At 59.8% G+C, this 15187-nt stretch carries 13 protein-coding genes; 11 read left to right on the plus strand and 2 right to left on the minus strand.

Going from position 1 to position 15187, the window contains the following annotated elements; all coding sequences use genetic code 11:
• Positions 1-35: 35 nt before the first annotated feature.
• The 5 genes from POI8812_RS16475 (at position 36) to POI8812_RS16495 (ending at position 7147) form a co-directional block, all read left to right on the plus strand.
• Positions 36-1541 (plus strand): UDP-N-acetylmuramoyl-L-alanyl-D-glutamate--2,6-diaminopimelate ligase, encoded by a 1506-nt coding sequence (locus POI8812_RS16475; protein ID WP_108783685.1) that lies wholly within the window; start codon positions 36-38, stop codon positions 1539-1541.
• Entirely contained in the window at positions 1538-3001 is a 1464-nt protein-coding gene (locus tag POI8812_RS16480; RefSeq protein ID WP_108783686.1) for a UDP-N-acetylmuramoyl-tripeptide--D-alanyl-D-alanine ligase, read from the plus strand. The genes POI8812_RS16475 and POI8812_RS16480 overlap by 4 nt, the downstream gene beginning before the upstream one ends.
• Positions 3001-4086, plus strand: a complete 1086-nt coding sequence (mraY, locus tag POI8812_RS16485; protein ID WP_108783687.1) for a phospho-N-acetylmuramoyl-pentapeptide-transferase — start codon at positions 3001-3003, stop codon at positions 4084-4086. Before POI8812_RS16480 ends, mraY begins: the two co-directional genes overlap by 1 nt.
• A 49-nt stretch (positions 4087-4135) precedes the next feature.
• A complete protein-coding gene (gene murD / locus POI8812_RS16490; protein WP_108783688.1) occupies positions 4136-5536 on the plus strand; it encodes a UDP-N-acetylmuramoyl-L-alanine--D-glutamate ligase in 1401 nt (466 codons plus the stop codon).
• 132 nt (positions 5537-5668) lie between these two features.
• Complete coding sequence (locus POI8812_RS16495) at positions 5669-7147, plus strand: Do family serine endopeptidase (RefSeq protein WP_108783689.1); 1479 nt, start codon at positions 5669-5671, stop codon at positions 7145-7147.
• A gap of 55 nt (positions 7148-7202) precedes the next feature.
• Here POI8812_RS16495 and POI8812_RS16500 read toward each other — a convergent pair whose 3' ends face one another.
• Positions 7203-7991: a calcium-binding protein gene (locus POI8812_RS16500; RefSeq protein ID WP_108783690.1), complete on the minus strand. Its 789-nt coding sequence runs from the start codon at positions 7989-7991 to the stop codon at positions 7203-7205.
• A 219-nt stretch (positions 7992-8210) separates the two neighbouring features.
• On the opposite strand from POI8812_RS16500, the gene POI8812_RS16505 reads away from it, so the two are divergent.
• Together POI8812_RS16505 and POI8812_RS16510 are read left to right on the plus strand one after the other, a co-directional pair.
• Entirely contained in the window at positions 8211-8534 is a 324-nt protein-coding gene (locus POI8812_RS16505; protein ID WP_108783691.1) for a 2Fe-2S iron-sulfur cluster-binding protein, read from the plus strand.
• Positions 8534-9229: an FG-GAP repeat domain-containing protein gene (locus tag POI8812_RS16510; RefSeq protein WP_108783692.1), complete on the plus strand. Its 696-nt coding sequence runs from the start codon at positions 8534-8536 to the stop codon at positions 9227-9229. The genes POI8812_RS16505 and POI8812_RS16510 overlap by 1 nt, the downstream gene beginning before the upstream one ends.
• Here the strand turns inward: POI8812_RS16510 and purD are convergent.
• Positions 9226-10485 carry a phosphoribosylamine--glycine ligase gene (gene purD / locus POI8812_RS16515; RefSeq protein WP_108783693.1) on the minus strand — a complete coding sequence of 420 codons (1260 nt, stop codon included), beginning with the start codon at positions 10483-10485 and terminating at the stop codon, positions 9226-9228. The genes POI8812_RS16510 and purD overlap by 4 nt on opposite strands.
• A gap of 194 nt (positions 10486-10679) precedes the next feature.
• Here purD and gpmI point away from each other — a divergent pair, with 194 nt between their 5' ends.
• The 4 genes from gpmI to POI8812_RS16535 are packed head-to-tail and all read left to right on the plus strand — an operon-like array spanning position 10680 to position 15184.
• Complete coding sequence (gpmI, locus tag POI8812_RS16520; RefSeq protein ID WP_108783694.1) at positions 10680-12200, plus strand: 2,3-bisphosphoglycerate-independent phosphoglycerate mutase; 1521 nt, start codon at positions 10680-10682, stop codon at positions 12198-12200.
• Positions 12197-13330: a murein hydrolase activator EnvC family protein gene (locus POI8812_RS16525; RefSeq protein WP_108783695.1), complete on the plus strand. Its 1134-nt coding sequence runs from the start codon at positions 12197-12199 to the stop codon at positions 13328-13330. The genes gpmI and POI8812_RS16525 overlap by 4 nt, the downstream gene beginning before the upstream one ends.
• Positions 13331-13367: 37 nt before the next feature.
• Complete coding sequence (locus POI8812_RS16530; RefSeq protein ID WP_108783696.1) at positions 13368-14687, plus strand: S41 family peptidase; 1320 nt, start codon at positions 13368-13370, stop codon at positions 14685-14687.
• Complete coding sequence (locus POI8812_RS16535; RefSeq protein ID WP_281258580.1) at positions 14684-15184, plus strand: RNA pyrophosphohydrolase; 501 nt, start codon at positions 14684-14686, stop codon at positions 15182-15184. Before POI8812_RS16530 ends, POI8812_RS16535 begins: the two co-directional genes overlap by 4 nt.
• Positions 15185-15187 lie beyond the last annotated feature (3 nt).

The raw sequence follows: 15187 nt of genomic DNA on the forward strand, positions 1-15187 counted from the left end.
TTGCTCTTCAGCATTTGAAATCAGCCGAGGTCACTATGCGCGCGCTGTTGCCAATATTGCCGGACACTCTCGACGCCGTCGTCAATCTTGCGGACGATCACCAGATAGCTGGACTGACCCCCGACAGTCGCGCGGTCGAGGCTGACTTTCTGTTTGCCGCACTGCCCGGCGTGAATGCACACGGCATCACATTTATAGGCAAAGCGCTCCAACAAGGCGCGAGTGTCGTGCTGACCGATGCAGAAGGGTTTGCGCGCGCGGCGCAGGACAATTTGCATTCGCGATGCGGCTGGTTGGTGTCGGATGACCCGCGCGCCGTACTCGCCCATATCGCTGCTGGCTTCTTTGGCGTGCAGCCTGAAACGGTTGTCGCTGTGACCGGCACCAACGGAAAGACCTCCGTCGCGACATTCACGCGCCAACTCTGGCGGGCCATGGGGTTGGCAGGTGTCAATTTCGGGACTGCAGGTGTTGAAGGACAAGTCAACGCCCCGCTCAGCCACACCACACCAGAGCCAGTGGAGCTGCACCGTTTGCTTGCCAGTCTGGCAGAGCAGGGTGTGACACATGCCGCGATGGAAGCGTCCAGCCACGGGCTGGCCCAACGTCGCCTGGATGGCGTAACGCTGGCTGCAGCAGGGTTCACCCACCTCACCCGCGATCACCTCGATTATCACGAAACGCCGGAGGCTTATGAGGCTGCAAAGGCGCTATTGTTTAATCGCGTGCTCACAATGGGCGCACCGGCAGTCGTCAATATCGACACCGAGGTGGGATGCCGCATGGCCGATGTCGCGCGCGGCGCGGGTCATCCTGTCTTCTCAGTCGGACAGAGCGAGGGCGCGGATCTGCGCATCCTTTCGGTTCGTTACGCCACAACTGGTCAGCGCGTGACGTTCCGCCATGAGGATCGGGAATACGGCGCGGAGCTGTCCTTGATTGGCGCTTTTCAGGTTGAAAACGCCATGCTTGCGGCCGGCTTGGCCGTTGCTGCTGGGGCTGAGCCAACACGTGTCTTTGCGGCATTGCCACAGCTTTCGCCCGTCTCTGGCCGGATGGAGCTTGCCGCCCAGCGGCGGCGCGGCGGCGAGATCTATGTGGACTATTCCCACACGCCTGACAGCATCGAGACTGCGCTGACCGCGATCCGTCCCCACGTTTCCGGAAAGTTGATCGCAATCGTGGGTGCAGGCGGAGATCGCGACAAGGGCAAGCGGCCTCTGATGGGGAAGGCTGCGAGGGAGGGTGCGGACGCAGTGATTGTGACGGATGACAATCCACGAAGCGAAGATCCCGCAACCATCCGAGCGGAAGTTCTGGCAGGTGCGCCGGACGCCCAGGAGATCGGCGACCGGGCCGAGGCGATCCGCGCTGGAGCCTCCATGCTGGGAAAGGGTGATGTCTTGCTGATCTGCGGCAAGGGTCACGAGACCGGACAGATGATTGTCGGAACGCTGCATCCTTTTGATGATCGGATAGAGGCGCGGAAGGCGGTTGAAGCGCTGGATGGCGAACCGGGCGACGTGGAGGTGGCGCAATGAGCGTTCTTTGGCACCTTGATGAGCTTATCGCGGCTACCGGCGGACGCTTTTCCGCCCAACCGTCCCGCGACATTACCGGTGTTTCGATTGACACAAGATCGATTGAGAAGGGGGATCTTTTTGTCGCCCTGAAGGACGTGCGGGATGGTCATGACTTTGTCGCGGCGGCGTTAGAGGCAGGTGCGGCTGCAGCGTTGGTCAGTCATCGGCCCGATGGGCTTGCCAAAGATGCACCGCTTCTTGTCGTGGATGATGTCCTCGATGCCCTCGAGGGAATGGCGCGAGCCGCCCGTGCCCGCATGGCTGGGCAGGTTGCGGCCGTCACGGGGTCCGTTGGAAAAACCGGCGTCAAAGAAATGTTGCGGCATGTCCTGCACCAATTTGGTCGCGTTCACGCGGCTGAGCGGAGCTTCAACAACCATTGGGGCGTTCCGCTGACCCTTGCGCGCATGCCGCGAGAGACAGATTTCGCGGTGATCGAGATTGGGATGAATGCGCCCGGTGAGATTGCGCCGCTCTCAAGATTTGCCCAACCGGATGTCGCCATCGTGACGACAGTGGCTGCTGTTCACGTTGCCGCGTTCGAGGATGTGTCGGGCATTGCCCGCGAAAAGGCAGAGATTGTGGCCGGTCTCGTGCCTGGTGGCACTGCGGTGCTCAACCGGGATATCGAAACCTTTCCGATCCTACAGCGAAGGGCGAAGGGCGTTGGAGCGAAGATTGTAACGTTTGGCTCGGCCGGACGCCCCGTTTTCCATCTGGAAAGTGCACAGATCAAAGGGGCGACGACGGTTTGCACAGCGCAAGTTCATGACCGCAAACTGTTCTTCAAGCTTGCCGCGCCCGGTCGTCACCTTGCCGAGAATGCAATGGCTGTTCTTGCCGCGGTTGAAGGCTTGGGACAGGACGTCGCGCATGCTGCGCTCGATCTGGCCCAGTGGGAGGCGCCCGACGGGCGCGGTGCGCGTTGGCGTGTCGATCTGGGCGAGGCCGGTATGGATGGGGCAATCCTGCTGATTGACGATGCATACAACGCCAACCCGACATCTATGGGAGCAGCGTTCGAGGTCCTGGCCGCAGCACAGCCCCGCGACGGGATCGGGCGGGTCGCGCGGGGGCGCCGTGTCCTATTCCTGACGGATATGCTGGAGCTGGGCGATATTGAACTCACCGCCCATGCGGACCTGGCCAGCCATCCGACCCTTTCCACCATTGACCGCGTCCACTCAGCCGGTCCGTTGATGGAGGCCCTGCACACCGCCATGCCGCAAGGCAAACGGGGCGAGTGGTACGACAGTGCGCCGAAGCTTGCCAAACGGGTTGCCGCATTGCTCGACGCAGGGGATGCGGTGTTGGTGAAAGGGTCCAAGGGTTCGCAAGCGGCCCTTATCGTTGACGCCATCAAGAAATTGGGCCATTGCGCCCCCGCTGCCAGTCTCGAAGACGAGGACGAGGTCTAATGCTCTATTACCTTACAGCGCTGTCGGATGGCGGCGATGTGTTCAATCTGTTTCGCTATATCTCGTTCCGGTCAGGTGGCGCGTTCCTGACAGCTTTGATCATCGGATTTGCCTTCGGGCGACCGCTGATTGACGAGTTGCGTCGGCGTCAAAAGACCGGTCAGCCGATCCGCGCTGACGGACCCGAGCGGCATATTATTGAGAAATCTGGAACCCCGACGATGGGGGGTGTGCTGATCCTCGCCGCTGTGCTGGTTTCAACGCTCGTCTGGGCGCGCTGGGACAATGGATATGTCTGGATGGTTCTCATGGTAACCATGGGGTTTGGCGCCATCGGGTTTGCGGATGACTACGCCAAAGTGTCCAAGGGCAATGTTGCGGGTGTCTCTGGCAAGGTGCGGCTCGGCCTTGGGTTTCTGCTGGCGGGCATTGCAGCGGTCATTGCGATGCAGATGCAGGATCCCGAACTCTCGGCCCATCTGGCATTCCCACTCTTTAAGGACCTGCTGCTGAACCTGTCCTTTGTGTTCATTCCGTTTGCGATGCTGGTGATTGTGGGTGCTGCGAATGCGGTCAACCTGACAGACGGTCTGGATGGATTGGCGATCATGCCTGTGATGATCGCGGCAGCCTCCTTCGGCATTATCGCCTATCTGGTCGGGCGCGTGGACTACACTGAGTATCTGGACGTCCATTACGTCGCCGGAACCGGTGAAGTGACGGTCTTTTGCGCTGCAGTCATCGGAGCCGGTCTTGGCTTTCTTTGGTATAATGCACCACCGGCTGCGGTGTTTATGGGGGACACTGGATCGCTTGCCATGGGCGGTGCGCTGGGTGCCATCGCCGTTGCAACCAAGCATGAGATCGTGCTTGCCATCATCGGCGGTCTTTTCGTTGTCGAGGCGCTGAGCGTCATCATTCAGGTTGCGGTGTTCAAGCGGACCGGAAAGCGGGTCTTCTTGATGGCCCCGATCCACCACCACTTTGAAAAAAAGGGCTGGGCGGAGAGCACGATCGTCATCCGGTTCTGGATCATTGCCTTGATTTTGGCGCTGATCGGGTTGGCAACGCTCAAGATCCGTTGATGCTGGCGATGCGATCCCTTCACGCCCCTCCCAATTAAGGAGCATTCCCATGATTCCTGTGCGCGGGTATGACGGAAAACGGGTTGGAGTGCTTGGACTGGGGCGATCGGGTCTGGCGACGGCCCGCGCCCTACGTGCTGGCGGTGCTGATCCGATTTGCTGGGATGACAACGTCGAGGCGCGGTCTGTGGCACAGGATGAGAGGTTTACTGTCGCGGATCTGACCAAAGAACGGACATATGAGGGTATTGCCGCTGTCATTACCTCCCCAGGTATCCCGCACCTCTATCCGTCCCCGCATCCTGCAATCGAGATGGCCCAACGTCAGGGGGCCGTGATCGACAACGACATCGGCCTGTTCTTCCGAAGTTTTGCGACAGAAGATTGGGAAGAATTTGAACGCGCGCCCCGCATCGTCTGCGTGACCGGATCGAACGGCAAATCGACCACAACCGCCCTGATTGTGCACATTCTTAAGCAGGCCGGGCATGATGTGCAGATGGGCGGCAATATTGGACGTGGTGTACTTGATCTCGATCCTGCCCGCGACGGTATGGTGGTCGTCTTGGAACTGTCGAGCTACCAGACAGAACTCGCCCGCGCCCTGTCTCCTGACATCGCCGTGTTTTTGAATTTGAGCCCGGACCATCTGGACCGCCATGGCGGGATGGGGGGCTACTTCGCAGCGAAGCGCCGACTGTTCTCGCAAGGCGGGCCAGAGCGCGCCATCATCGGAGTGGATGAAAGGGAAGGCCGTTATCTCGCTGCGCAATTGCGCGAAGAGGCGGAACAGGGCGACCCGGTCATTCGTATCTCGTCCGGTACGAAGTTGTCTGGCGACGGCTGGTCCGTTTTCGCCCGAAAGGGATTCCTGGCAGAGTGGCGCAAGGGGCGGCAGGTTGCCTCGGTAGATTTGCGCGAGGTGTCAGGCTTGCCTGGTGCACACAATCATCAGAACGCCTGCGCGGCCTGGGCAGCGGCCCGCGCGCTCAATCTGGGGCCGCGGCAGATCGAAGGGGGCTTAAGGTCATATCCTGGCTTGCGGCATCGGTGTCAGACCGTCGGTGAGGTCCGTGGTGTGCGCTTGGTCAACGACTCCAAGGCGACAAACGCAGATGCCGCAGAACAGGCGCTCAAGGCGTTCAAGCGCATCCGCTGGATTGCCGGCGGTGTTGCGAAAGAGGGGGGGATCGCTTCATTGCTGCCGCTGATGGATCGGGTCGAGAAGACATATCTTATCGGTGAAGCTGCACATGCTTTTTCAGAGCAGTTGGGCGAACACCCACATAAAGTGAGCGGCACGCTGGAGGCTGCATTTGCGGATGCGTTGGCGGATGCTGTGGACGGTGAGACGATCCTGCTCGCCCCGGCTTGTGCGAGTTTCGATCAGTTCCCCAGCTTCGAGGCGCGGGGTGAGGCGTTTGAACAGCTTGCTTCCAACGCCTCCTGACCCACTTAATGGTCACGCGCTCGTGATGGGTAGAGAGCGAGATAGTGTTGCATTTGCAACAGACAAGAAACACCTCTGGGCAGACGGTTCACGTTTTCGAGCCGATTTGTTTCGAGATCAGGAGGAATAGAGTTGATCCTTAGCAACCAGATCACCCCCCAAAAGGGGCGCGGTTTTGGACTGGTCCTGGCGCTGGTCGCCGGACTGGCGGTCGTCGTCCCCACTGTCGCCCCGGTTGAGGCGCAGACGCGCCCGGACAGCTTTGCAGATCTGGCCGAACGGCTAAGCCCATCGGTCGTGAATATTACGACATCGCAGATCATCACAGAGCAGGCGCAGGGTATGAACCCAATGATCCCGGAAGGATCGCCTTTCCAGGATTTCTTTGAAGATTTCATGGATCGTCAGCCAGGGGAACCGCGCTCGCGCCGGGCTTCCGCGCTGGGATCGGGCTTCGTCATTTCTGCTGACGGATACATTGTCACGAACAACCATGTGATCGAGCAGGCGGATGAAATTCTCATCGAGTTTTTCGAGAACGGCATGGAACTGCCGGCCGAGGTGATCGGCACGGATCCACGTACCGACATCGCATTGTTGAAGGTTGAACCGGAAGAGCCGCTTCCCTTCGTGGAATTCGGTGACAGCGATCTTGCCCGTGTAGGCGACTGGGTGTTGGCAATCGGTAATCCGCTGGGCCAAGGCTTTTCTGTATCGGCCGGTATTGTCTCCGCCCGCAATCGGGAGCTTTCAGGCTCTTACGATGACTTCATTCAGACTGACGCCGCAATCAACCGCGGTAACTCGGGCGGTCCGCTGTTCAATATGGATGGCGACGTCATCGGCGTGAACACGGCAATCCTCTCGCCTAATGGCGGATCCATCGGAATTGGTTTCTCGATGTCGTCCGCTGTCGTGACCGGTGTCGTCGATCAGTTGCGTGAGTTTGGAGAGACACGCCGTGGCTGGCTTGGGGTCCGCATTCAGCCCGTTGATGAAGGTGTCGCCGAGGCGCTGGGACTGGAAGAGGCACGTGGTGCTCTCGTCGCTGACGTACCGCCCGGCCCAGCTGCGGACGGTGGTATTGAGGCTGGCGACGTGATCCTGACCTTCAACGGTGAGGAAATCGGCGAGATGAGCGAGCTTCCGCGCGTTGTCGCGGACACAGCAGTTGGCTCTACGGTTCGCGTCGTTGTCTATCGTGATGGCCGGACCCGCACCCTGAATGTGACGCTCGGACGGCTTGAGGAGGCAGCGATCGCAGGCGGTGTGACGGTGCCGGAAGAGGACGGAAAGACCGACGGACCGGAGACTGCAACCGTCTCTGGCATGGATTTGATCGAACTAACCGAAGAGGTTCGCGCTGAGTACGATATTCGTGCCGACATCGACGGTGTGGTCGTGGTCAACGTAGACCAGTCAAGTGATGCGTTTGCGCGTGGCATGCGCTCTGGTCAGGTGATTTCGGAAGTGGGTCAGCGGGCCGTCTCCACGCCGACAGAAGTAGCAGATGCGTTTGCAGCTGCGGCGGATGCGGGTCGGAAATCCGTGCTCCTGCTCGTGCGGGATGCAGGCGAGCCACGGTTCGTCGCGCTCGACCCGACGCTCTGATTCAAATCAGCATATTTGTTTGGGAAAGGCGGCATTGTTGTGCCGCCTTTTTCATTTATCCGATCAGCAAATGATCCTCTGACAGATCGGCAGCCAAGACATTTTCCAACCGGACCGATGACGTTCCGAAATGCCATTCAATGACGGTGTCACCACCATCTTGCCGGATCGCAAGATCCTCAAGGTCAAAGAGGATCTCAGCGTCCCAATAGAGCGCATCTTTGTCGGCTTCGAAGTCCTCAATCCAGTTCTGGCCCTCACCCATTTGCGCAAAGACGAAAAGGTCAGGTCCAGCGCCGCCGGCAATGGTGTCAGCGCCCCGGAGCGCTGCGATGACATCATCCCCATCTGTGCCGCGTAAGGCCTCGGCGCGCCAAGTCCCGACCAGGTCAATGCCATCATTGCGATTGCCCAATGCTGCCTGAACCAAACGACCATCGGGCGTAACATCCTGACGACCGTCTGTCATCGGCGTGATGACCCATTCGGCATCCAACTTCTCCTCTGGCGGTGTGGGGTCTGACGGTTCGTCCGGCTCCGCGGCAGGACTGCCTTCATCCGGCTCGTCTGCGGCTTTTGCCAGTTCGGTTTCAGGCGCAAGCAGCGACATCTCAGCATCTGAGAAAGCGAATGCATCGGACGGCCCGCCCAGTTCTGCAACCAATGCGTCGAGTGCATCACGCAGAGCGGCATCCGCCTCCTCATCAACCTGTCCGACAGCGATCTCTACCCGCGGGGTCGAGCGGCTGGGCGTCGGTAAGTCAACTGGCTCGACCGATGACAAGGATACAATCCGCCCATCGTCATCATAGATCGTCGTATTCTCAGAAAGCTCACGGGCCATCCCAATTCACCACACATACTCGTTAACAACGCAATTCAGTGCAAATTAGCACTGAACTTGCCTAAAATCCTTCGCAACCTTTCAAATTGGTTAACGATCCCAAATGCCATGCTGCGACATGAATGCTCACGCGGTGTTGCACGAATACGGATTGTCGCGCCTGTGCCGGTCAGATTAACAAGGCATCAGCGGCAAAATCAGCCATCAAAGGACGAGACCATGGCCAAGATCACTTACATTGAGAACAACGGAACCGAACATGTCGTCGACGTCGCGACAGGTCTGACGGTGATGGAAGGTGCGCGGGACAACAACATTCCCGGTATCGAGGCTGATTGCGGCGGGGCGTGCGCCTGCTCCACCTGCCACGTCTACGTCGATGACAGCTGGGTTTCCAAGCTGCCGGCCAAAGATCCCATGGAAGAAGATATGCTCGATTTCGCCTGGCAGCCCGACGCGGAAAAATCCCGTCTGACCTGTCAGCTGAAGGTCACCGATGATCTGGATGGTCTGGTCGTTCGGATGCCCGAAAAGCAGATCTGATGCGAGCGCCCGGACTGGCATTGCTGTTCGCTTTGGCTTTGCCGGGCCTTGCACCTGCGCAGATCGTGTCCGCTGACTACGCCGATCCCACGAACCGTTATGGGCATGGTGCCTTGGGTGATGGGGGTGAGTATGGTCAGCTGCGTGTTGCGCTGGGTGATGGCACTGAACAGCGTTTCGATCTGCCATCAGACATCGTGTTTGAAGATACGGCGCCGCGGCTTGCCGATGTGACCGGGGACGGCGAGACGGATGTGGTCGTTGTGGAAAGCTTAGCGCGCCAAGGCGCACGAATAGCCGTCTACGGCGCGGATGGACGCAAGGCCGTGTCGCCAGCAATTGGAACGCGTTTTCGCTGGCTTGCCATCTCTGCCATCGCGGATTTTGACGGCGATGGGCGTGTGGAAATTGCGGCCGTCGACAGGCCGCATCTGGCAAAGACTCTGCGCTTTTGGAGAGTTGAGGATGGCGAGATTCAGGAAGTCGCCTGGTTTCCCGGTGTGACGAACCACAGATTTGGTGCAGCAGAGATCGAGGGCGGTTTGCGCGACTGCGGCCAGACGCCAGAGATCATCCTGGCGGATGCGCGCTGGCAGCGCATCCTCGCAGTCAGTGTCGCGAACAACATCATTACAAGTGACGACCGGGGCCCCTATACCGGTCCCGGCAGTCTGGAGGCTGCGCAGCGCTGTTAAAGCGCCCGCCAACCTATGTCGGTCCGGTGGAAGCTGTCAGACCAATCGACTTGATCCAAGATGCGGTACGCCCGCTCCTGTGCCTCGGCTAATGTCGCCCCGCGTGCCGTGACATTCAGGACGCGGCCACCATTGGCAACAAGTTGGCCATCCTTGATCGCGGTTCCCGCATGGAAGATCGCAGCGCGCGGGTTCTGGTCCATGTCTGGCAAGCTGATCGCCGTGCCCTTCGCGTAGCTGCCCGGATAACCCTTTGCAGCCATCACGACCGTCAGCGCATGGTCGTCTGCCCAGTTCACCGTTGCGCGATCCAGGGTCCCTTCTGCACAGGCCAGCAAGACATCTAGCGCTTGGGCACCCATTCGCATCATCAGGACCTGACATTCTGGATCGCCGAAGCGCGCGTTGTACTCCACCAAACGCGCCTTGCCGTCCTGCACCATCAATCCCGCATAGAGAACGCCTTGATACGGGGTGCCACGCTTGCGCAACTCCGCCAAACAGGGCGCGACGATTTCTGTCATTGCCTGATCGCGGATGGCAGCCGTCATGACCGGGGCAGGGGAATAGGCCCCCATTCCACCAGTGTTTGGCCCGGCATCCCCATCAAAGGCACGTTTGTGATCCTGAGCGGAAGCCAGCGGAAGCATGGCCTCACCATCGGTCAGGACGAAGAGGGAGACTTCCTCCCCTTCCATGAACTCTTCGAGCACGACCTCTGCGCCCGCTGCGCCGTAGACGCCGCCGAACATATCGTCGAGCGCTGCGAGGGCTGTTGCCTCGTCCATCGCGACAGTCACACCCTTGCCTGCAGCCAATCCGTCTGCCTTCACGACGATTGGTGCGCCATCGGTTTTGACATAGTCTTTCGCGGCATCAAGGTCGGTGAAATGGGCGTATCGCGCTGTCGGCGCACCGGCTGCGTCGCAAAGCTCCTTTGTGAAAGCCTTCGATGCCTCGACCTGCGCGGCCTCTTTCGAGGGGCCGAAGGTCAACACATTGGCGGCGCGCAGATCGTCTGCCACGCCGGCTGCCAGTGGCGCTTCTGGTCCGATGACGACGAAGTCAATCGCGTGGTCTTCGACAAATGCACAGACCGCTGCACCATCTTCGGGATCAAGCCGGACACATTCTGCAACATCGGCGATGCCGGCATTGCCGGGAGCGCAGAACAAACGATCACATTTCGGATTTTGCGAGATTGCCCATGCAAGCGCATGCTCGCGGCCTCCGCCCCCTAGGATCAGAATGTTCATGGCTCACCTCTTCGTCCGTCACGCGTCGCGCGCATCTATGCCGTGCGGAAGGCAAAGCGCAATATCCGTGCGCCCGTGCGGGTGATTTTGGGTCCAATGTGGCCGGTTTGCGACCTTGGAGGGGGTCAAGACTTGTGAGAGCCGACCCGATACCTCTATGTGTCACTAACCCGAGTTTTCCGAGGATTTCGCCCATGTCGACCCCCCGCCCTGTCATTCTTTGCATCCTCGATGGTTGGGGGTTGAGCGCGGAGGAGACGGGAAACGCCCCTCTATTGGCCGAAACTCCGAACATGGACAGGCTATTTGCAACTTGTCCGAATGCGACCCTTGTCACCCATGGATCCGATGTGGGGTTGCCGGATGGTCAGATGGGCAATTCCGAAGTTGGTCATACCAATATCGGGGCCGGACGGGTTGTCTGGATGGACCTGCCAAAAATCGACAATGCGATTGCGGATGGTTCCTTCGCGACCAACGCCGCATTACAACGACTGATTGCCAAGCTGCAAGAAACGGGTGGCACCGCCCATCTGGCCGGTCTCGTCTCGCCCGGCGGGGTGCACGCCCATATGCGCCATGTCGCGGAGGCCGCCCGTGTCATTGTGGAGGCTGGTGTTCCGGTGACCATTCATGCGTTCACTGATGGTCGCGATGTTGCGCCGAAATCGGCACGCGAGCAGCTCTACGATTTCGAAGAGATGCTGCCAGACGGCGCGCGTGTCGGTTCAATCGTTGGTCGTTTTTATGCGATGGACCGGGACAATCGCTGGGACCGTGTTGAAAGCGCCTACAATCTGATCCGGTCTGGAGTGGGTGAGGCATATGAGAATGCCGATACGGCGATTGCCGCGGCCTATGATCGAGGCGAAACGGATGAGTTCATCGCACCCTCCTGTCTGGATGGCTATGCCGGGATGTCAGACGGCGATGGGCTGCTCTTTCTGAACTTCCGGGCAGACCGGGCGCGGGAGATTTTGGCGGCGTTCCTCGACCCGGACTTTGACGGATTTGCGCGTGAGCCCGTCACTCTCGCCGCTGCTTGTGGTACTGTCGAGTATTCTGACCGGCACAATGCGTGGATGGATGTCATGTTCCCGTCCGAAGATATCCCCAATACACTCGGCGCTTGGGTTGCTGGGCAAGGAAAACAGCAATTTCGGATCGCTGAGACCGAAAAGTACCCACACGTCACCTTCTTTCTGAATGGCGGCGTGGAAACACCGAACGAAGGTGAAGCGCGGACGATGCCGAAGTCGCCCGATGTTCGAACCTATGACATGAAGCCTGAAATGAGCTCGGTTGAGGTAACGGACAAACTTGTCGACGCGATTTCGAGCGCACAGTACGACCTGATCGTGGTGAACTACGCCAATCCGGACATGGTTGGCCACACCGGTGATCTGGACGCGGCCATGGCGGCGTGCCATGCGGTTGATGCGGGTCTGGGGCGTGTGCTGAGCGCGTTGGAAGATGCCGGCGGTGCGATGATCGTGATTGCGGATCATGGCAACTGCGAGACGATGATCGACCCGGATTCTGGCGAACCACATACGGCGCATACGTTGAACCCGGTTCCGATCGTTTTGGTGGGCGGGCCTGAGAATGTGCGCCTCGCCCCCGGTCGTCTGGCCGATGTTGCGCCTACGATCTTGCAACTTATGGATCTGGCCCAGCCTGATGAGATGACAGGAAAGAGCTTGATCCTCTCGTGAGGCTGCGGTGGGCTATATTCGCTGCTGGCTGGTTGCTGACCGGCTTTCTGCCAGTTGCAGAGGTGCGGGCACAGGGTGCGTTGGCACAGGCCGAGCGCGCCAGTGATTTGCTCGACGCCGCCACGGCGCAGCTTGTCTCGACGCGCACGGATGAAACCCGGCTGGCGGCCCTGGGTCGGATCGTGCAGGCCTTTGAGCTGGGATTGAATGCGCAAAGGGAGGCGGAACGTTCCCTTGCCCTGCGCATGGATGTCGTAGAAGAGGCCTTGAACGAGGATCGACGCCGCTTGGCGCGTGTGATCGGCGGTCTGCAGCGTGTTGGGGCAGCCCCCACACCTCTGCTGCTTTTGCATCCTGATGGGCCGGAGGGCGCAGTGCGCGCGGGCCAGATGATGTCGCGTGTGATCCCTGAGCTGCATGCCGAGGCTGAGGCGCTGCGTGCGATGATGCTGGAATTGCGACTGCTTGAGACCGAGCAGGCCCGCGCAGAGGAACGGATGAGGGAGGGGCTTGCAGGAGTGGCAACGGCGCGCGCGGCATTGCAGGGCGCGCTTAACGGGCGCGCATCTGCTGACGGGGCCGTGGATGACGAGCTCATCGCCCGCTTGCGTGCGGACAGTGCGACCCTTCAGGCGTTTTCGCGCGCGTTGGCAAGGCAGTCGGCTGGCCTTTCAGACGCTGAGGGACGGCGCTTCGAGGAGGCGCGTGGTACGTTGGATCTGCCCGTACCCGGTCAGTTGATCCATCCCTATGGCAGCCGGGATGAGGGTGGGGCCGTCCGGCCCGGCATGGTTCTGGAGGTCGAGGGCATCAATCAGGTGCTTGCACCGTGGCCGGCGACCCTGCGCTATACGGGCGAGTTTCTGGACTATGGCCAGATCGTCGTTTTGGAGCCGCAGGCGGGGTGGTTGATGGTCCTCGCAGGCTTGTCAGAGGTCCAGCGACAGAGCGGAGAGATCGTACTCGCCGGTGAACCGCTGGGTCTGCTCACGGGATCGCGACGGGATGACACGGGCTTTTTGGTTGAACCTTCTGGTGAATCCGGCCCAAGTTTGACGCGAACGCTCTATGTCGAATTGCGGCGCGCCGGAACACCTGTTGATCCGGCGCCGTGGTTTCGCTTCGAGTGAAAGCAGGTTGAAGTGAATTGTTGAGAGAGCATTAGTTATGAACCGCATGTTTGCCGCTGGCTTTGCCGGCACCATTGCTGGCGTTGTCGCCACCACACAGCTTGTTGGCCCGCTTCTGGCGCAGAACAACGCTGCAAACGCGACCACCTATGAATATCTCGACCTGTTCGGCAGCATTTTTGAACGTGTGCGGGCCGACTATGTGGAGGAGGTAGATGATCGCGATCTGATTGAAGCGGCGATCAACGGAATGCTGACCTCTCTTGATCCGCATTCCAGTTACCTTCCTCCGCAGGATTACAGCGACATGCGCGAACAGACCCGAGGGGAGTTCGGTGGCCTGGGGATTGAGGTGACGCAGGAAGAGGGCTTCGTGAAGGTGGTGTCCCCCATCGACGGCACGCCCGCGGATGAGGCGGGCGTCATGGCCGGTGATTTTGTCACGCATGTCGACGGTGAGAGTGTTCTCGGCCTGACACTGAATGAAGCCGTGGAACTTATGCGCGGGCCGGTGGGTTCTGAGATCGTCATCACCATTGTGCGAGAGGGCGTGGAGCCGTTCGAGGTCACGATCATTCGCGATACGATCCAGATCCAGGCTGTGCGTGGTCGCACTGAAAGTGACGCTGTCGTTCTGCGGCTGACGACGTTCAATCAACAGACCTTCCCCAACCTGCTTGCCGAAATGGAAGAACAGCTGGAAGCGCTGGGCGGAATCGACAACGCGATGGGCGTTGTTCTGGATCTGCGCAACAACCCAGGTGGCTTGCTCGATCAGGCTGTTCAGGTCTCTGACGCGTTCTTGGAGCAGGGCGAAATTGTCTCAACGCGCGGCCGGCGGCCCGGCGATAGCGACCGCTACAACGCGGCTCCTGGCGATATTGCGGAGGGCTTGCCTATTGTCGTGTTGATCAACGGGGGCTCTGCTTCTGCTTCTGAGATTGTCGCAGGCGCGTTGCAGGACCATCGCCGTGCGATCATTGTGGGTGAGAAAAGCTTCGGCAAGGGATCGGTGCAGACAATCATGCCGTTGCAGGGCTCAGGCGCTATGCGTCTGACCACCGCGCGGTACTACACGCCATCAGGCCGCTCGATTCAGGCGCTTGGTATCGAGCCCGACGTGATCGTCGCCCCCCGCGCAAACGGAGAAGAGCTGGAAGATGGCGTCATCCCGCGCCGGTCCGAGGCTGATCTGCGTGGTGCCATCAGCAATGACAGCCTGACGGAGGATGAGCGTCGTCAACTGGAGGACGAGCGCGCGCGTCTCGAAGCGGATTCGCTTCTGCGCAATGACGATTTCCAGCTTGCCTATGCGCTCGACATTCTCCGCGGTCTGGCCGTGTATGGTGATCGGTGATCCTTACTGCGGGTCAAATTGAGGCTTTGCCCTATCGGCCTTGCGTCGGCATTCTGTTGATGAATGCCGACGGCATGCTTTTTGCAGGTGCGCGAAAGCATGGCGCGGTGGGCGCGTGGCAAGCGCCGCAGGGGGGTATCGACGACGGTGAGGATGCCCAGACTGCGGCACTGCGTGAGTTGGAAGAGGAAATCGGCGTTGGCGCTGATCACGTTGAGGTGGTGGCGCAGAGCGTGGATTGGCACCGCTACGATTTGCCCGCCGACATTGTTCCAACCCGATGGGGCGGGAGATTTCGCGGACAGGCACAACGGTGGTTCCTGTTTCGGCTGATCAGCACGGACGATGTGATCAATATCGCAACGGATGATCCCGAATTCATTGAATGGGAATGGTTAAATCCCGCAGAAATGCTTGAGCGGATCGTGCCCTTTAAACGTGATGTCTATCAGGATGTATTCGCCGAGTTTGCACCGAACTTTGGTGCTTCAGGTTGATGA

The organism is Pontivivens insulae (assembly GCF_900302495.1).
Taxonomy (GTDB): domain Bacteria; phylum Pseudomonadota; class Alphaproteobacteria; order Rhodobacterales; family Rhodobacteraceae; genus Pontivivens; species Pontivivens insulae.